Source organism: Nonomuraea recticatena, from assembly GCF_039533245.1.
GTDB classification, from domain to species: Bacteria; Actinomycetota; Actinomycetes; order Streptosporangiales; family Streptosporangiaceae; genus Nonomuraea; species Nonomuraea roseola.
Genome location: NZ_BAAATE010000004.1, coordinates 509,705 through 527,426, shown reverse-complemented (window position 1 = coordinate 527,426; position 17,722 = coordinate 509,705). Strand labels below are relative to the sequence as shown.

17 protein-coding genes are annotated in these 17,722 nt (G+C 71.2%); 8 read left to right on the top strand and 9 right to left on the bottom strand.

Going from position 1 to position 17,722, the window contains the following annotated elements; genetic code table 11:
* The 7 genes from ABFX50_RS11445 to ABFX50_RS11415 all read right to left on the bottom strand — a co-directional run.
* Positions 1-385, bottom strand: a 385-nt coding sequence (locus tag ABFX50_RS11445; RefSeq protein WP_346145688.1) for an SPFH domain-containing protein, incomplete at its 3' end; no start/stop codon positions are given.
* A 4-nt stretch (positions 386-389) separates the two neighbouring features.
* Complete coding sequence (locus ABFX50_RS11440; RefSeq protein WP_183654710.1) at positions 390-821, bottom strand: NfeD family protein; 432 nt, start codon at positions 819-821, stop codon at positions 390-392.
* 114 nt (positions 822-935) lie between these two features.
* The gene (locus tag ABFX50_RS11435) at positions 936-2,135 is read right to left on the bottom strand and encodes a L,D-transpeptidase (RefSeq protein WP_346145686.1); all 1,200 of its coding nucleotides are present in this window, start codon (positions 2,133-2,135) and stop codon (positions 936-938) included.
* 52 nt (positions 2,136-2,187) lie between these two features.
* Entirely contained in the window at positions 2,188-3,285 is a 1,098-nt protein-coding gene (fahA, locus tag ABFX50_RS11430; RefSeq protein ID WP_346145684.1) for a fumarylacetoacetase, read from the bottom strand.
* Positions 3,285-4,100 (bottom strand): hypothetical protein, encoded by an 816-nt coding sequence (locus tag ABFX50_RS11425; protein ID WP_346145682.1) that lies wholly within the window; start codon positions 4,098-4,100, stop codon positions 3,285-3,287. The genes fahA and ABFX50_RS11425 overlap by 1 nt, the downstream gene beginning before the upstream one ends.
* Entirely contained in the window at positions 4,082-5,242 is a 1,161-nt protein-coding gene (locus tag ABFX50_RS11420) for a homogentisate 1,2-dioxygenase (RefSeq protein WP_346145680.1), read from the bottom strand. Before ABFX50_RS11420 ends, ABFX50_RS11425 begins: the two co-directional genes overlap by 19 nt.
* Positions 5,243-5,326: 84 nt before the next feature.
* Positions 5,327-5,953, bottom strand: a complete 627-nt coding sequence (locus ABFX50_RS11415; protein WP_183654719.1) for an IclR family transcriptional regulator — start codon at positions 5,951-5,953, stop codon at positions 5,327-5,329.
* Positions 5,954-6,017: 64 nt separating this feature from the next.
* Here ABFX50_RS11415 and ABFX50_RS11410 point away from each other — a divergent pair, with 64 nt between their 5' ends.
* From ABFX50_RS11410 to ABFX50_RS11375, 8 genes are all read left to right on the top strand, one after another.
* Positions 6,018-6,653, top strand: coding sequence for a hypothetical protein (locus tag ABFX50_RS11410; protein ID WP_346145678.1), 636 nt, complete (start codon positions 6,018-6,020; stop codon positions 6,651-6,653).
* A 118-nt stretch (positions 6,654-6,771) separates the two neighbouring features.
* A complete protein-coding gene (locus ABFX50_RS11405) occupies positions 6,772-8,373 on the top strand; it encodes a fatty acyl-AMP ligase (RefSeq protein ID WP_346145676.1) in 1,602 nt (533 codons plus the stop codon).
* Positions 8,366-11,122: an MMPL family transporter gene (locus ABFX50_RS11400; protein ID WP_346145674.1), complete on the top strand. Its 2,757-nt coding sequence runs from the start codon at positions 8,366-8,368 to the stop codon at positions 11,120-11,122. The genes ABFX50_RS11405 and ABFX50_RS11400 overlap by 8 nt, the downstream gene beginning before the upstream one ends.
* Complete coding sequence (locus ABFX50_RS11395; protein WP_346145673.1) at positions 11,122-12,477, top strand: DHA2 family efflux MFS transporter permease subunit; 1,356 nt, start codon at positions 11,122-11,124, stop codon at positions 12,475-12,477. The genes ABFX50_RS11400 and ABFX50_RS11395 overlap by 1 nt, the downstream gene beginning before the upstream one ends.
* Positions 12,474-13,643 carry a glycosyltransferase gene (locus ABFX50_RS11390; protein ID WP_346145672.1) on the top strand — a complete coding sequence of 390 codons (1,170 nt, stop codon included), beginning with the start codon at positions 12,474-12,476 and terminating at the stop codon, positions 13,641-13,643. Before ABFX50_RS11395 ends, ABFX50_RS11390 begins: the two co-directional genes overlap by 4 nt.
* Before the next feature lie 43 nt (positions 13,644-13,686).
* Positions 13,687-14,967: a hypothetical protein gene (locus tag ABFX50_RS11385; RefSeq protein WP_183654730.1), complete on the top strand. Its 1,281-nt coding sequence runs from the start codon at positions 13,687-13,689 to the stop codon at positions 14,965-14,967.
* Between the two features lie 24 nt (positions 14,968-14,991).
* On the top strand, positions 14,992-15,285 hold the full coding sequence (locus tag ABFX50_RS11380) for a hypothetical protein (protein ID WP_346145670.1): 294 nt from the start codon (positions 14,992-14,994) through the stop codon (positions 15,283-15,285).
* Positions 15,282-15,575: a DUF6204 family protein gene (locus tag ABFX50_RS11375; RefSeq protein WP_346145668.1), complete on the top strand. Its 294-nt coding sequence runs from the start codon at positions 15,282-15,284 to the stop codon at positions 15,573-15,575. The genes ABFX50_RS11380 and ABFX50_RS11375 overlap by 4 nt, the downstream gene beginning before the upstream one ends.
* Here the strand turns inward: ABFX50_RS11375 and ABFX50_RS11370 are convergent.
* Together ABFX50_RS11370 and ABFX50_RS11365 are read right to left on the bottom strand one after the other, a co-directional pair.
* Entirely contained in the window at positions 15,544-16,149 is a 606-nt protein-coding gene (locus ABFX50_RS11370) for a TetR family transcriptional regulator (protein ID WP_346145666.1), read from the bottom strand. The genes ABFX50_RS11375 and ABFX50_RS11370 overlap by 32 nt on opposite strands.
* On the bottom strand, positions 16,146-17,528 hold the full coding sequence (locus ABFX50_RS11365; protein WP_346145665.1) for an alpha/beta hydrolase: 1,383 nt from the start codon (positions 17,526-17,528) through the stop codon (positions 16,146-16,148). Before ABFX50_RS11365 ends, ABFX50_RS11370 begins: the two co-directional genes overlap by 4 nt.
* Between the last annotated feature and the right edge of the window lie 194 nt (positions 17,529-17,722).

Below are 17,722 nucleotides of genomic sequence, written 5' to 3'. Positions count from 1 at the left end.
TCTCGAGGTCCATGGAGCCGACGACGTTGCGCAGCGTGGTGACGGTGAGCTGCTCGACCGCCTGGATGTAGTTGGCGATCTCGTACGCCGCCGCGCGTGGGTCGGTCACCTGGAAGTACAGGACGGTGTCGATCTCGACGACCAGGTTGTCCTCGGTGATGACGGGCTGCGGGCGGAAGGAGACGACCTGCTCGCGCAGGTCGATCATGGGATAGACGCGGTCGATGTAGGGGATCACGAAGTTCAGGCCGGGTTTGAGCGTGCGGTGGTAGCGGCCCAGTCGCTCGACGTTGCGCGCGCGGGCCTGCGGCACGATGCGTACGGCACGCAACACGGTGAACACGGCGAACAGTGCGACTACGAGTCCCGCTATGAGTAGCGCCATTTGATCACTCCCGGGGGTAGACGAGGGCGGTGGCGCCCTCGATCTCGATGACGTCGACGGTCGCCCCTTCCGGGATCACCACGGTCTCGTCGTAGGCCCGTGCCGACCACTCCTCGCCGCCGATGCGGACGAGGCCCTGGCGGCCCGTGACCTCCTTGACGACGTACGCGGACTTGCCCACCAGCGCGTCGACGCCGAAGCGCTGGAGTTGGGGCTGCCGGATGTTGCGCATCGCGAGCGGCCGGATGACGACCAGTCCCGCGACCGAGGTGAGGGTGAACACCAGGAGCTGTATGGGTATCGGCAACCCGATGGCCGCCACCATCGCGGTGAGCAGCGCCGAGACTCCCAGCAGACCCAGTGCGGCGGTGAGTGAGAAGATTTCGGCCACGCCGAGGACGACGGCGAGGATTATCCAGATGACCCAATCATCCATACTCCGGCCCTCCTGTAAGGGAAACGGGCCCATGTCCTCAAGTGGTTCCGTCTCTACGGTAATCCTCTGATTACCCACTTTGCAGTGCCAGCGGCCACCGGGATTGGAATCGATTCACGGCAGGGCGTGTGGAGGGGGCTTGGTGGCGACCCAGACGTCCGACGGCCTGGGGTCGTACAGGGCGCTGCCCTGGACCCACTTGTCCCATGGCAGCTGCCAGTAGCCCCAGCCGTTGTTCCACTCGAGCACGCGGTCGGTGCCGACGATCGTGACAGGGTCGCCGCGCAGGGAGTTGTCGTAGAACCAGGCGGCCTGGTCGGGCCTGGCGTTGACGCAGCCGTGGCTGACGTTGACCCTGCCCTGCGCCCAGACGTTGTTCTTGGCATGGACGTACTCGCCGCTGTTGGAGATGCGGACCGCGTGGTCGATCAGCAGGTCGTAGAAGCCGGGGTCGCCCTTGCGCCTGCCGGGCGAGATCATCCTGACCGGGTCGCCCTTCTCCATGGTCAGGTGGATGCCGCTGGTGGTGGTGTACTCGCGGGTGGTGGCCATGCCCGCGCTGATCGCCATGGTCTGCACGATCGCGCCGTCGCGGCGCACGACCATCTGGTGGGTGACGGTGTCGACGGAGCTGGTCTGCCTGCGGCCGATCGTGAAGGTGAGCGCGTGGTCGGCGGTGCCGTACACGCCTGGGGCGGCTCTGACGCCTGACAGGTGGGCGGTGAAGGAGACGTTCTGCCGCGCCGGCCAGTAGTGCCTGGTGCGGTAGACGGCCTCGGTGTCGCTGGTCCAGCGCCACGCGCCCTCGACCGGCTTGGTGGAGCGCACCTCCATGGCGCGTTCGACGGCCGCCTTGTGGCGGATGGGGTTGTCGAAGGTGACGATGATCGGGGTGCCGACGCCGACGGTCTCGCCCGGCAGCGGCGAGACCGACGCCACCTTGAAGGTGCGCTGGGCGGCGCGGGTGCGGAAGCGGCCCATCGCCAGGGTGGTGGGGCCGCCCTGCGGGCCCGCGGCCGTGGCCGTCACGGTGTGCTCGACGCCGGGCGGCAGCGTCCAACTCGAGCGCCAGACCGTGCCGGTGGAGTCGTATCTGCCGGGGATGGCGACGGCGCCGGCGTAGGCGTCGACCTTGCCGAGCTTGCCGCCGCTGGCCTTGACGACCAGGCCGCGGTCGGGCCTGGCCTGGTCGGTGTCGAAGGCGGGGGAGACGGCGATCGTCGGAGGAGCGGGCGGCACGGGCCCCTCGGCCCTCACCAGACTGCAGCCACCGATCAGTGGCAGACCGCCGAGCAGCACAAGGGCGCGCCGCATCTCACTCCTTCACTCCGGGGGAAGGCCCCAGAGTTTAGCGGGGAGTGAGTGATCAAGCACCTGGAGTGACGGTTCCGGACACTTCCCCCAAAGCGATGGCCCCGGCGGTGGCGCGGATCGTGACGACGTCGCCGTCCTCCAGGAACGTGCGGATCTCCCCGTTGCCGAGCTTGAGTGGTTCCGTGCCGTTCCACGTCAGCTCGATCAGCGAGCCCCGGGTGTCGGCGGCGTCGCCGGAGATCGTGCCGCTGGCGAACAGGTCTCCTGTCCTGAGGGTCGCGCCGTTCACGGTCATGTGCGCGAGCATCTGGTCGGGGGTCCAGTACATGGTCGCGTACGGCGGCCGCGAGACGATCTCGCCGTTCAGCTCGACCTCCAGCGCGATGTCCAGCCCCCAGTCGGCCTCCCGCGACAGGTACGGCAGCGGCGCGGGATCCTGGGCGCGTCCCTTGATCCTCGGCAGCGCCTCCAGCGGCGTGATCCACGGCGAGATCGAGGTCGCGAAGGACTTGCCGAGGAAGGGCCCGAGCGGCACGTACTCCCACGCCTGGATGTCGCGCGCGCTCCAGTCGTTGACCAGCGTCACGCCGAAGACGCGGTCCTCGAAGGCGGCGCCGTCCGGCGAGCCGACCACGAAGCCCAGCTCCGCCTCGATGTCCAGCTTGGCGGTCGGGCCGAACCTGCCGGGGCCGAGCTGGCCGCTGGGCCTGGCGACGTCGGTGCCCGAGACCACGACGGTGCCCGCGCGGCCGTGGTAGCCGACGGGCAGGTGACGCCAGTTCGGCTTCAGCGGCTCCTCGTCGGGACGGAACATCCTGCCCAGGTTCGAGGCGTGCTCGATCGAGCAGTAGAAGTCGACGTAGTCGGCCACCTCGAACGGCAGGTGCAGGGTGACCTGGTCGAGCGGCACCAGGTGGGCCTCGGTGACGGACTGGTCGGTGGAGAGCTTGTTCTGGATCAGCGTGCGCGTGTCGTGCCAGGCGGTGCGCCCTCTGGCCATGAAGGCGTTCAGCGAGCCGGTGGCGAACACCTCGTCGTGCAGCGCGGCGGCCAGGTCGAGGACGGCGTCGCCGTAGCGCACGCCCACCCGGGGCGCCTGTCCGCGCCTGGAGAAGACGCCGTAGGGCAGGTTGTCGAGTCCCCAGCTCATCAGGTGTCCAATCCAAGGGTTCGCAGGTCGTCGATGGGCGCGCTGGTGCTGCACGAGCCGTAGCTGACCAGGAGCTGCCTGGCCCGCTTGGCGGTCTGCTCGGGGACGGCCCGCGCCAGCCGTACGAGCTCGCCCACGTCGGTGGTGCCCAGCACGTGCGCGGGGTCGCGCGCCTCGACGGCCTCGCAGACGGCGAGCACGAGGTTGAGGAAGCCGTGGCGGTCGACGGCGAGTGAGGGGTCGAAGTGGCGCACGGCGTGGTGCAGCCCGGCGGTGGCCTTGAACCTGATGTCGTGGGCGACGCAGAAACCGATGAAGGCGGCCAGCTGGCCGACGCTCGGGAAGGCGTCGGGGGTGGCGCCGCCGCAGCGCACCTTCAGCCCGACCCCCTGCGGCATGTTCGGCACGAGCTTGGTGGGAGGCACCTCGATGAAGAGGGCGGCGTTGGGCGGCAGGTGGCCCTGCAGCCGCTCGGCCATCGCGTTCACCGACTGCTCGGGCGGCAGCCGTACCTCCACGAGGTCGACGGGCAGGTCGTCGAAGGGGGGGATCTCGGAGGTGTCGACGATGAGGCCGATCCTCCTGGGCTGCTGGGGCTCCCTGCGCAGGGCGTCGATCCTGCTGGACGGGCACAGGAAGCGGTGGGTCAGGACGGGGCTGCCCGCGTCGAGGTCACGCTGGTGGCGCGCGAGCGCCTCCGACATGTGCAGGGAGGTCGGAGGGAACAGCCCCGCGTCGTCGACCAGGGAGGAGAACAGGGTCGTCCGCGGCCCCTGGGTGCCGCACTCGAAGGAGGTCATCGTGCCCAGGTCCATGCGTAGCCGGGGTCCTCGCAGGCCAGTGCGCCCTCGCCGAGGTCGAGCGGCCTGAAGGTGTCGACCATGACGGCCATCTCGCTGGTGTGCGTGGCGCCCGCGGCGATCACCGCCTCGACCGCTCCGGGCTGCGGGCCGTGGGTGAAGCCGGCGGGGTGCAGCGAGATCGAGCCGACGTCGATGCCGGAGCCCGCCCGCGCGGAGTAGTCGCCGCCCACGTAGAACATGAACTCGTCGGAGTCGACGTTGTGGTGGTTGTAGGGGATCGGCACGGCCTCGGGGTGGAAGTCGAGCGGGCGCGGCATGAACGAGCACACCACGAAGCCCGGACCCTCGAAGGTCTGGTGGACGGGCGGCGGCGCGTGCGTCTTCTTCACCACGGGCTCGAAGTCCTCGATGTTGAAGGCGTAGGGGTAGAGGTAGCCGTCCCAGCCGACCACGTCGAAGGGGTGGTTGCGGTAGGTCAGCCTGGTGAGCCCGCCGCGCGTGCGCACCAGGACGGGGACCTCCTCGCCCTCGGTGATCAGCGGCTCCTGCGGCGTCCTGAGGTCGCGCTCGCAGTACGGCGCGTGCTCGAGGAACTGCCCGTACTGCGACAGGTAGCGCCTGGGCGGCCTGATGTGCCCCGACGCCTCGATGACCAGGGCGTTCACGGTGCCCGAGGGGACCCAGCGGTGGATCGTGCCGGTCGGGATCACGACGTAGTCGCCCTCACCCGCCTCGATCACCCCGTAGGTCGACTCGAAGCGGACGCTGCCGCGCTGGATGTAGACGCACTCGTCGCCCTTGGAGTTGCGGTAGAGCTCGCTGGGCCGGTCGGTGGTGGCGTACGACAATCGGACGTCGCTGTTGGCCGACAACAGGATGCGCCCGGCGACCAGGTCGCCTGCGCTGGTGAGGTCCTGCGTGCGGAAGTGGCGCGGTGACAGCGGCAGGTTGGGCGCGGTGTTCACCGAGACGACGGGGTCGACGGCCTCGGCCTTGACGATCGCGGTCGGCAGGTAGCGGTGGTACAGCAGCGAGGAGTCGGAGGAGAAGCCCTCCTCGCCCATCAGCTCCTCGGCGTACAGGCCGCCGTCCGGGCGCTTGAACTGCACGTGGCGCTTGCGGGGGATCTCTCCCACCTGGCGGTAGTACGGCATCACTGCTCCGTCCGTTTATCGGACATAGGTGTCCTCTATGCGTAAATACGCTCCTTCATTCGGCGGAGGATGTCAACCGGCGGCTCACCCGAGAGCCTCGGTCAGCTCGCGGGCGGCCTCCACCACGCGCGGTCCGACCTCCTGGCCCAGCGGGCCGAAGGTCACCACGCCCACCGACGCCTCCAGCCAGGGCAGCCCGGCGACCGGCGCGGCCACACCGCGTGCGCCCTCCTGCAGCTGTCCCTCCGTCACGAGATACCCCGTGTCGCCCGACCGCAACGCGAGGATGGCCTGACCTGCCGCTCCCTTCGTGAGCGGGTGCCGAGCGCCCTCCCGATAGGCGACGTGCATGGTGGTCCACGACGGTTCGACCACGGCGACGGCGAGCCCGTCGTCGCCCTCGGCCACCGTGAGGTGCGCGGTCGCGCCCACCTGCTCGGCCAGCCGCCGCAGCGTGGGCAGCGCCGCCGCGCGCAGCAGCGGCTGTACCGCCTGGGCCAGCACCAGCACGCCGTACCCCAGATGGACCCGCCCTTCGCGGTCCCGTCTGACGAACCCCTCGTTCTGCAGTGAGGTGAGCAGGCGGTAGACCACGGGGCGGCTCAGCGACAGCTGGGCCGCGAGCTCGGTGGGCGTGCGTCCGCCGTGACCGTCGGCGAGCAGCCTGAGCAGGTGGAGCCCGCGTTCGAGCGTCTGGGCGGATTCAGCCATGTCCTGATTATGTCCATGTGCGTCTGGAGTGACGCTGAGCTGCGAAAGGGGTAGGTACCCCTGCATGCAGTGGAAGTGGCTGGCGCTCGTCGCTCTGTCCGCGTTGTGCGCGGTCATGCCACTGGTGCCCTCGATGGGGGTGAGGCCCGCGTCCATGATTCGCGACACCCCCGTGCTGCACGAGGCGCAGAGCCCGAAGCTGCTGGTCGAGAACACCTTCCACCTCACGGAGGGGATCGGGGTCGACGAACGGCTGCTGCCCGTCGACGACAACGTCGACTTCGAACGCGCGACGCTCGCGCCGGGGGTGGGCGTCGACGAGGCCGGCATCATGTACGGCACGCCGAAGCGGCCAGGCACCTACTCCACCACGATCACGGTCTGCAAGGACAAGATCTGCGCCGACGAGCGCATCACGCTGATCGTGCACAGGAAGGTGACCTGGTCTCCCGTTCAGCTGACCTTCCCCGCGAGGGTCGGCGTGCTTCTCGACAGCTCGATCGGGATCGAGGGCGCTCCCGAGGGCGTGCTGGCGACCTACACCGTCACCGACGCGGGCAAGCTGCCGCCGGGCGTCGCGATCGGTCCCGACGGGCACGTGGGCGGCGTCCCGACGAGGCCGGGCCGCTACGACGCCCCCGTGCGGATCTGCGTGGCGGGCGACTGCTCGGGCGTCGTGGTCCGCTTCATCATCGCCTAGCGCTACTTGTCACGCCGGTAACAAGACTGAAAGCGGAATGTGCAGGCGTTTGGCAAGAATCGCACGCCTATCTGCCGTAATTTGCTAGGTCCCTGTTGGCGGACCGGGGAGTTTCGGCATGGACGTTCTGATCGGCCGGATCGCGCGGTGGGCGCGCGAGATCCCGGACGCGCCCGCCTACACCTTCGCCGACTACCTGGGTGACGGGCGCAAGCACACCCTGACGTGGAAGCAGATCGACCGCAGGGCGCGGGCGCTGGCCGTACGGCTGCGCGAGGTGTGCGAGCCAGGCGACAGGGCCGCGATCCTCGCCCCGCAGAGCCTGGAGTACGTGGTCGCGATGCTCGGCGCGATGTACGCGCGGGTCGTCGCGGTGCCGCTGTTCTCCCCTGGCCTGCCTGGCCACGCCGAGCGTCTGGCCCTCGCCTACGCCGACGCCGACCCCGTGGCCGTGCTGACGAGCGGCCCCGCCACGGGCGACCTGCCGCCCGCCAAGGCCGTCATCGCCGTCGACACCGTCTCCGACCTGCTCGCCGAGGAGTGGGAGGACGAGCCGATCGCGCCTGACGACCTCGCCTACCTGCAGTACACCTCGGGCTCGACCAGGACGCCCGCGGGCGTGGAGATCTCGCACGGCAACTTCGGGGCCAACGCCGCCCAGCTGTGGGAGGCCTTCGACGCCAGGCCGCGCACCTCGGTGGCCGCGCTCTGGCTGCCGCTCTTCCACGACATGGGCCTGATCGCGACCATCGCCTGCCCGATCGTCGGCGGCAACCAGGCGGTGTTCATGGACCCCGTGGCCTTCGTCATGCAGCCGATGCGGTGGATGCGCCTGCTGTCGGAGTACGACGACGTCTACACCGGAGGCCCCAACTTCGCCTTCGACTACACCGCCGCGCGGGCGGGCCGGCTGGAAGGGCTCGACCTGTCGGGGGTGCGGGTCATGCTCAACGGGGCCGAGCCGGTGCGCCCCTCGACCGTCTCGCGCTTCACCTCCGTCTTCCAGCCGTACGGCCTGCGCCCCGAAGCGCACACCCCCGGGTACGGCCTGGCGGAGGCGACGGTCTTCGTCGCGGCCGGCGCCATCGACGAGCCGCCCCGCGTGACGGACTTCGACAGGGACGCGCTGGCCGAGGGGCGGGCCGTGCCGTACACGGGGGAGGGGGTCGCCAGCGCGCAGGTCTCCTGCGGCCGGCCGACCGGTCAGCGGGTGCGGATCGACGCGGAGGACGGCCACGTCGGCGAGATCCTCGTGCAGGGCCCGAACGTGGCGCGAGCCTACTGGCGCGACCCCGAGAAGAGCGCGGAGGTCTTCGAGGACGGCTGGCTGCGCACGGGGGACCTCGGGATGATCCACGAGGGCGAGCTGTACATCACGGGGCGGATCAAGGACCTGGTCATCGTGGACGGCCGCAACCACTACCCGCAGGACATCGAGGCGACCGCCCATGAGGCCTCGGAAGGGGTGCGCAGGGGCCACGTCGCGGCGTTCGCGGTGGCGGGCGAGGAGACCGAGCGGCTGGTCGTGGTGGCCGAGCGGTCGCGCGCGGCCCTGGACGCCCAGACGGTGATCGGCGAGGTCCGCTCGGCGATCTCGAGGAACCACGATCTGGCCGCCGAGGTGGTGCTGGTCCAGGCGGGGGCCGTGCCGCGCACCTCCAGCGGCAAGATCGCCAGACGGGCCTGCAGGCAGGCCTATCTGGAGGGCGCGTTTGTTTGAGTCGCTCGGCAGGTTCGTCTACCGGGGCCGCTGGACGCTCCTCGTGCTGAGCGTGGCCGCCGCGGTGCTCGTCGCGCCCTACGGTCTCGAGCTGTTCGGGCGGATGACGGACGGCGGGTTCGAGGACCCGTCCGCGGAGTCGACGACGTCGGCCACCTGGAACGAGGAGTGGTACAGCGGGGCCTCGCCCGACGTGGTCGTGCTCTACACCCACCCGACGGTGAGCGTGCGCGACAAGCGCTACAAGAAGGCCGTCCACGACTCGCTGCGCCGGCTGCCCGCCTCCCACGTGCGGCAGCTGACGACGTACTGGACCGCGCGCTCGGCGAAGATGATCTCGCACGACTCGAGGTCCACCTACGCGCTGATCACGCTGAAGGGCGACAAGCAGGCCGCCTACGCCGCCGTCGAGCAGCGGCTGAGGACCGTCGAAGGGCTCACCGTCAAGATCGGCGGCGCCGTCCCGCTCCTCCGGGACCTGAACACGCAGACGGGCGCGGACCTGGCGAGGGCCGAGGCGATCTCGATGCCCGTCCTGCTGGTGCTGCTCGTCCTGGTCTTCGGCAGCCTGGTCGCGGCCGGGCTGCCGCTGCTGGTCGGGCTGCTCGCGGTGCTCGGGGCGCTGGTGCTGCTGCGGCTGCTGACCGAGGTCACGGACGTGTCGGTGTTCTCGCTGAACGTCGTGACCATGCTGGGGCTCGGCCTGGCGATCGACTACTCGCTGTTCGTGCTGAGCGCCTTCCGCGAAGAGATCAGGCGGGGCACCTCGCGCGAGCTGGCGGTGGTGGCGACCATGGCCACCGCGGGCCGGACCGTGGCGTTCTCGGGGCTGACCGTGGCCACGGCGCTGCTGGGGCTGCTGCTGTTCCCGCAGATGTTCCTGCGCTCCATCGGGCTCGGCGCCGCGGCCGTCGTCCTGGTCGCGATGTTCTCCGCGCTGATCGTGCTGCCCGCCGTCCTCGGGATCCTGGGGCCGAGGGTGGACGCGCTCAGGATCACGCCCTCCTTCGGCGGCCCCCGAGGGGGCGGGGCCTGGCACGCCGTCGCCTCCAGCGTGATGCGCACGCCCGTGCTGTATCTCGTGGGGGTCACCGCGGTGCTGGTCTCGCTGGCGCTGCCGTTCGTCGACGTGAAGTTCGGCAACGTCGACCACAGGGTGCTGCCCTCGAAGATCGAGAGCCGTCAGGTCGCCGAGACCGTCGACGCCGACTTCGCCAGGAACTCGATGGCGCCGATCGACGTCCACGTGCTGGTCGAGCGCGACTTCGTGGACGCCGACCCGCTGCTGCCCGGCCCGCTCGGCCAGGGCCACACCGTGGTCAGCCCCGTGACGCCCGTGCTGCCGGCCGACGTCAAGCCCTTCGCCGACCGCCTGCGCCGCCTGGAGGGGGTCACCGGCGTGGACGTCACCGGCTTCTCCCAGACCAACGGCTCGGTACGGCTGGCCGTGCGGTACGAGGGCGACCCGATGTCGTCCTCGGCCCGCTCCGTGGTGACCCTCATCAGGTCGATGACGCCTGAGCCGAACATCCGCGCCGTGGTGGTCGGCGGCTCCACCGCCGCGCAGATGGACCTGATGGACAGCCTGGCCGCGACGTTGCCGTGGATGGCGCTGGTGGTGTGCGGGGCCACCTTCGTGCTGCTCTTCGCCGCGTTCGGCTCGCTGCTGCTGCCGTTGAAGGCGCTGCTGATGAACGTGCTGTCGATCGGGGCCTCGTTCGGCGTGATCGTGTGGGCCTTCCAGTACGGCAACCTCGCATCCTTCCTGGGGTTCACGCCCACGGGGACCATCGAGGCGACGGTCACGGTGCTGATCCTCGCGGTGGTCTTCGGACTCTCCATGGACTACGAGCTGTTCCTGCTATCGCGGGTGCGGGCCGAGTGGCTGAGAACGGGGGACAACAACGCGGCGGTGGCGGCCGGGCTGCAGAAGACCGGCGGGATCATCACCAGCGCCGCCCTGCTGCTGCTCGTGGTCATCGGGGCCTTCTCCACGGCGGGCATCACCATCGTGAAGCTGCTCGGGGTGGGGATGTTCGTCGCCATCGTGGTGGACGCCACGCTGGTGCGCGCGCTGCTGGTGCCGGCGACGATGCGGCTGATGGGGGAGGCCAACTGGTGGTTACCTGGGCCGCTGCGCGGCCTGCACCGGCGCATCGAGCTCCGCGAGCCCGAGGGTGAGCCGCCCTCACAGGCCGTGGCGTTGCCCGCCGTACCTCGGGTGCAGCCGCCTTCGCCCGCCGTGGCGTTGCCCGCCGTGCCTCGGATGGAGGCGCCTTCGGGCGCGGCGGGCGGGCCCCGGGTGGAGCCGCCGCGGCGGGTCGTCAGGCCCAACCTCGAAGGGCCTGGCTGGCAGTGGGCCGAGGACGACGCCCGGCCCTCACCTTCGCTGCCCGCCCCCGAGCCGGTCGCGACTCCGCTGTTCGGCATGGACACCGACCCCATCCCCTCGCCGATGCCGCTGCCCCCGATGCCGCCTCCCGTCGTCCCCGTCGTCCCCGTCGTCAGCGGGCCGGTCGGCACGGCCGCCGTGGTGCGCAAGCGGGGCATCAACCCCTACCCGGCCGCCGTCAGGGAGCCCGCGCCGCGGGAGGCGGCGTCCGGCGGGGAGGTCACGCTCGAGGAGGAGAGCCCGCGCACGCCGGAGTGCGATGGCGAGCCGTTCGGGTGGGTGAAGGTGCGGCCCAGGACCCGGGTGGTCAGGGCGAGCACCGACGGCGCCGGCTGGACCTGGGCGGAGGTGGACTGATGGCCCAGAGCGTGCTCCGGCCCGCGAGCGGCGCCAGAGTGTGGCCGCTCTTCCTGGTCGTCGGCCTGGCGGGGTTCGTGACCACGCTCGACAACACGGTCGTGACCGTCGCGCTGCCGACCATCAGGGATGATCTGGGCGCGAGCCTGGCGGCGCTGGAATGGGTGGCGACGGGCTACATCATGACCTTCGCCGGTCTCATGCTCGCGGGCGGCAGGCTGGCCGACGTGTACGGGCGCAGGAAGGCGCTCGTCACAGGGTTGGCGACGTTCACGGCGGCGTCGCTGGCGGCGGGGCTGGCCACGACGATCCAGCTGCTCGTGGCGGCCAGGCTGGTCCAGGGGGTGGGCGCGGCGCTGATCCTTCCCGCGACGCTGGCCGTCCTCGCGGGAAAGGACGGCAGGCAGCGATCGGCGGGCGTGGCGGTGTGGATGGCGTCGGGCGCCGCCGCGCTGGCCCTGGGCCCCGTCGTGGGCGGCTACCTGAGCCAGCACGCGCACTGGAGCTGGGTGTTCCTGATCAACGTGCCCGCCGGGCTGGCGGTGATCGCGCTGGCCCTGGCGGTGGTGCGGGAGAGCAGGGAGCCGTCGGCCGCGCGGGTGGACCTGCCCGGCGTGGTGACGTCCGCGGTGGTCCTGGCGGCGGGGACGTTCACGCTGATCCACGGCGCGGAGTACGGCTGGACCTCCCCGCTGATCGTCGCGACGGCGGCGGCCTGCGCGCTGGGCGCGGTGGCGTTCGTCATGGTGGAGCGGCGGGCGGCCGAGCCGATGGTGGATCTGGCGCTGTTCGGCGCCAGGGCGTTCACGGGCGGGGTCGTCGCCCAGGTGCTCTGGGGGCTGGGGGTGAACGGGGTCTTCTTCTACACCGCGATCTTCCTGCAGGGCGTGCTCGGCTTCTCGCCGACGGCGTCGGGACTGGCGTTCGTGCCGCTGGCGCTGCTGGTCGTGGCCGTGACGCCGCTCGTCCCCTTCGTGGAGCGGCGGCTCGGGGCGGCGAGGACGGTGGCGGCGGGCCTGGTCATGGTGGCGGCGGGGATGGCCGCCGTCGCCTTCCTCAGGCCCGGCGACGGGTGGGGCGAGCTGCTTCCCGCGGTGTGCGCGATCGGCGCGGGCTCGGCGCTGACGATGCCGCTGGGCTCGGCCGTGCTGGGCGCCGTACCCGAGGGCAGGGCGGGCGTGGCGGGCGGCGTGTTCACGGTCGGCAGGGAGATCTCGGGCCTGTTCGGCATCGCCGCGATCGGCGTGATCGTGCAGGCGGCCGAGACGTTCGCGGGGGGCTACTCGGCAGGGCTGCTGGTGGCGGCGGTGCTGGTCCTGGCCGGAGCGCTGGTGAGCGTGGTGTCGCTGTCGTGAAGGTGGCCATCCTGGCGTTCGGGTCGAGGGGCGACACCCAGCCGTGCGTCGCGCTGGGCGAGGGGCTGGGGGAGCGAGGTCACGAGGTCACGGTCGTGGCCGCCGAGCGGTACGCCCCGCTCATGGGCGGTCTCACGATGGCGGCGCTGAGCGTGGACCCTGTGCGGATCATGGAGTCGGAGGAGGGGCAGGCGTGGCTGCGCAGCGGCCCTCTCGGCTTCGTCAGGGGCTTCGCGCGGATCGTCGAGCCGCTCGCGGAGAGGCTGGTCGCCGAGGTGGACGCGGCGGCCCGCGACGCCGACCTGGTCCTCGCGCCCGCGCTGGGCGGCATGGGCGGCCACCTGTCCGACCGGTACGGCATGCCGCACCGGATACTCCACTTCCAGCCCAGCCACCCCACCCGCGAGTTCCCCAACCCCCTCGTCCGGCTGAGAACGCTCGGGAGCTGGGGCAACAGGGCCAGCTACGCGCTGATCGAGAGGCTGGGCTGGCTGGTCCTCGGCCGGATGGTCAACCGCCTGAGGGCGACCGTGCTGGGTCTGGGCCCGCGGCGGCCCCGCCGTGACGACACACCCGTGCTGTGCGGCGTGAGCCCGCTGGTCGTGCCACGTCCTCGCGACTGGCCCTGCCACGTCCACCTCACCGGCTACTGGCGGCGGCCGCCGCGCCCGCTGCCGGGCGAGCTCCTGGCCTTCGTCGAGGAGGGGCCGCCGCCCGTCTACGTCGGCTTCGGCAGCATGAGCGCGCCCGCGTGGCTGGGCGAGCGGGTGGTCGAGGCGCTGGAGCTGGCCGGCGTGCGGGCGGTGGTCCAGGGGCTGCCCGTGGAGCCGTCCTCGACGCTCTTCCTCCTCGGGGAGGCCGACCACGCGGCGCTCTTCCCGCTCACCGCCGCCGTCGTCCACCACGGCGGGGCGGGCACCACCGCGACGGGGCTGACGGCCGGCGTGCCCAACCTCGTCTGCCCGTTCTTCTCCGACCAGCACTTCTGGGGCGCTCGCGTGGCGGCGCTGGGAGCAGGACCTGACCCGCTGCCCGTCAGGCGGCTGACGTCGGCGGAGCTGGCGGCGAGGCTCGCGAGGGCCGTGCCGAACCGGCGGCTGTCGGCCCTGCTGCGGCAGGAAGACGGCGTACGGCAAGCGGTGGATCTCTTAGAAGTGTCCGGATAGTGTGCTACTTGCCCACCTTTGATCCCCCCGCGAAGTAGGCGACATGCGTTTCCGCAAGATCTTCGTCATCGGTCTGGCGCTCTCCCTGCTGGGAATCGGGGTGCCTGCCTGGTCGGACAACGATCCCAGGAGCTGCAACGACCTGATGTCCAGCGACACCCCCGCCTACGTCGTCTGCCGCTGGATGGCGACGCCTGACGAAGCCGCGGACATCGCCAGGTTCTGGCTCGACAACGACGGCGAGAACATGAGGAACGCGGGGCCGCCGGACAGCCCGTGGATCGACTGCACCGAGGAGGGCAACACCTGCCCCGAGGTGCCCGGCGACGGCGGGTCGAGCGACGGCGGCGACCCCAGCCCGGCTCCCGAGGAGAGCGGCCCGCCCGAGTGCGAGGGCGGCGGCAAGGACTGCTACGTCGATCCCTCGGAGGTCTCGGCGGCCGAGGTGAAGAGCGCGGCTGAGACCGCCGAGGGGCAGGCGGTCAAGACGGCGACGGCGGCGGGGCTGCGGGTCTGGATCGACACCGACCTGGCCGACGACTGGAAGGCGGGCAAGCTCGCCGAGGCCGTCAAGCGGGTGGGCGCGCTGGCGATGCAGGACGGCGTGGTGGGCCTCAGGTTCACCTCGCAGCTCGGCTACAACCAGACCCTCTCCTCGGCCGAGGAGATCGACACGTTCATGGCCGAGACCACCAAGGCGCTGCGTGCCGCGCTCCCCGGCAGGAAGCTGGCCGTGCACACGGTCGTGCCGGTGCTCGGCTGCGGGGCCGACGAGGCGTGCAAGACCGAGCTGGCCAAGAAGTACCCGCTGCTCGACCCCGAGCGCGTGGGCGCCTGGCTGTCCAAGGGCCTGGTGGACCAGCTCTCGCTCGACGACGGCCACCTGGCCACCGAGTACGCCACCTGGAAGATCGACGCCGTCACCGCCCAGCGCAACCAGTGGATCCAGGTGCGGGCCCGCGCGTGGGACGCCTACGGCACCATCGGCGCGGAGGACGCGGTCTTCACCGCCCCCGGCTCCTCGCAGCTGACCGCCGAGCAGGCGCTCAAGACGATCACGGAGCGGGTGGCGGCGCCGCTGCAGTCCGACGCGGCCGAGACGGTCACGCTGTGGACGCGCTGGCAGGACCCGAAGGGCACGGTCAACAGGGTCCTCGGCGAGAAGCTCGCGGGCAACGCCACCTGGGAGCAGCTGACCAGGCTGAGCGAGGTCAAGCCCCGGCTGGCCACGATCTACAACCCTGCGACGCCCGAGGTCGACGTGGCGACGGACCTGAAGAAGTACGCGGAGGCCTTCGGCCAGGTGTACCTGACCGTAGTGTGACCGGGGTTCGGCCGCTTCCTCGAGATGATGCGCGCGGCCCCGACCCTGAGCGCGAGGCTGGTCACCCTGGCCGAGCAGATGGTCGACGACCTCGCCGCCGTCCTGGCGGAGGAGGCGGGGGCCGGGCCAGGCGATCCGATGCCCGCGCTCGTCGCCGAGCAACTCGGCTGGGTTCACGCGCACGTCCTTCGGGAGATCGGCAGACGCACGGCCGAGGGGCAGGACCCCTCCGCCATCGCCATCGCGACGCTGGAACGGCTCGACGTCATCGAGAGCCTGCTCGGCGACCGCGTACGCACCCATGGGAGCAGGACGTGAACACCTACCGAGTGATCATCCGCGGCCAGTTCGACGGCCTGAGCGACGAGCAGCGCGAGAGGCTGCTGGCCGGGGTCGACAGCTGCAGGATCGCCTTCAGCGAGGAGGGCTCGCTGGCCTACGACCGGGCGCTGACGTGGTTCACCTTCCGCTTCCAGACCGTCGCCGAGGACGACACCGCCGCCCAGATCGCGGCGCTCGACGCCCTGGGCTACCCGTTCACCAAGCAGACCATCGGCGTCACCGACCTGACCGAGGTCAGTAGCCGCGCCCTGCGGCGCCGTGGCTGAGCAGGTCGAAGGCGGTGTCGGCGGCCTCGACCGCCTCGGGGTAGACCTCATCGGCGCTGCGTCCCGCCGAGATGGCGGCGACGTTGTCCCTGGCCAGCACCTGTCGCACGGCGATCACCTGCGCGGCGACCAGACCGGGGGCGGGGCCGCCCAGCGCCCGCGCGAGCGCTTCGGCGTCGGCGGTGCCGTACTCGACCAGTCGGGCGGCCAGGCTCGGTGTGTCGAACACCAGCCGCTGGAAGGCCAGCACCTCGGGCACGTCGCACAGACCGGTGACAGGGTCGCGCTCGTCCAGGCCCTGTAGGAAGTGCCTGCGCAGGGCGCGCAGCGGGCTCTCGTCCTCGGCCCTGCCCTCGACGACGCGCGCGGGCTCGCCCTGGTGGTCGGCGAAGCGGTGCAGGACCAGATCCTCCTTGGCGGGGAAGTAGCGGAACAGCGTGGGCTTCGACACCTCCGCCGCCGCCGCGATGTCGGCGACCGCCACCCGGTCGAACCCCTCGGCGAGGAACATCTCTATCGCCGTGTCGGACAGGAGCCGCCGGGTTCGTTCCTTCTTGCGGTCGCGCAGGTTCATGGCTCCAGTGTCCAGCCTTTCACCCCCAGCGGGAGCGGGGCGGGCTGGACGGCGTCGGGCGGGGTGATCGGCGGCAGCGGCGTGTCGTACTCCCACTCGCGCTGGTCCCTCATCGTGGCCACGTCGGGCTCGCCGCCGCCCTTCAGCCCGAGGGCGCGCAGGGCCATGGGGAAGGAGTTCTTGAACTCCCTGTTCCAGTACGGCCAGGTGTGGGTGCCGTTGCCGTACATGTTCATGGTGTGCTTGATGCCGAGCGCGTCGAGCCGCCTGCTCAGGGCCTTGGCGGTGTAGGCGGAGATCGGCTCGCCCAGGTGCGCGGGGTGCCAGGGCGAGCCGGGCGGGTCGAGGGGGCCCGCGAAGCTGTTGGTGCCGCTCGACAGGAAGATGGCGGTGCCCTTGAGGTTAGGGGCCAGCACCAGGGGGTCGTTCGCGGCCCAGATCTTCTTGTCCCTGGACGGGTCGCCCCACAGCGCGTCGGGGTCGTGGCCCTCGCTGAGCTGCGCGTTCTGGATGATCTGCGGAATGCCAGGCAGCTCGGTGGCCATGATGCCGCTGAACGCGCCGACGAAGGAGAACATGCCGGGGTTCTGGGCGGCGTACTTCACCGCTCCGTAGGCGCCCATCGACAGTCCCGCGATCGCCCTGCGGGTGCCCGCCCTGTAGCCGATCTCCAGCAGCTGCCGTACCTCCTGTGTGTGGAAGGTGGCCCAGGCCGGCGTGCCGCCCCTGCCGCCGTTGTACCAGTCGGAGTAGTTGCCCGCCCTGCCCGCCTCCGGCATCACGATGATCGCGTCGACGTTCTCGGTGAAGCTCACGACGTCGGTCATCCGGGTCCACGCGGTGTAGTTGTCGGCGCCGCCGTGCAGCAGGTAGAGCACGGGCCAGGTGCGCTTGGCCGACTTGGACCAGCCTCTGGGCAGCAGCAGGCGCACCGGCATCATCTGGCCGACCGAGGGTGAGGAGATCAGGATGTCGAGCATGCGGGGGCCGAGCCTGCGCTCCCTGACCACCCTCGCCGAGCCCTTCAGCGCCCGCTGCCAGGGGGCGTAGCGTCCGTCGCCGCTGTCCTGCGGCCTGGGCCGCCCGTCCTGCCGCGGGGGCTGTGGCTGCTGTCGCGGCGGGCGCGGCTGTTCCTCCGCGGGCTGCCGCGGCTCCGGCCGCGTGTCGTCCTGCGCCTCCTGCGGAGGCACGTCACCGGGGTCGGCAGGCGGTTGCTCCTGAGGGGCGGGGGCCACCTGCGAAGGCTCGGCCGTGCTCTCGCCCTCGGGAACCAGCGACCAGCCCGGATCGGCGAGGACGGGCGGGGCACTCGCGCCCACGAGCAGCACCGTCGCCAGCACCGTCGCCAGCGCCGCGGCCGGCAAGCTCCGGGATCGCATGATGCCCTCCACCGTCTTCAGCGTGCAGGCGAGGCTAGGCCCTGGTGGAGGGCGGGGGCTATCACCCCCGGCAACGAAAAGAGGCCGGCGGTTGCGCTCCGCGGACAATTATCACCCCCGTGACAAAACGCTCCGGAGGAATGTTCGGCTACGGGCTGCTCCTGAAAGGTGCGTCTCGGTAAGTTGACCGATCA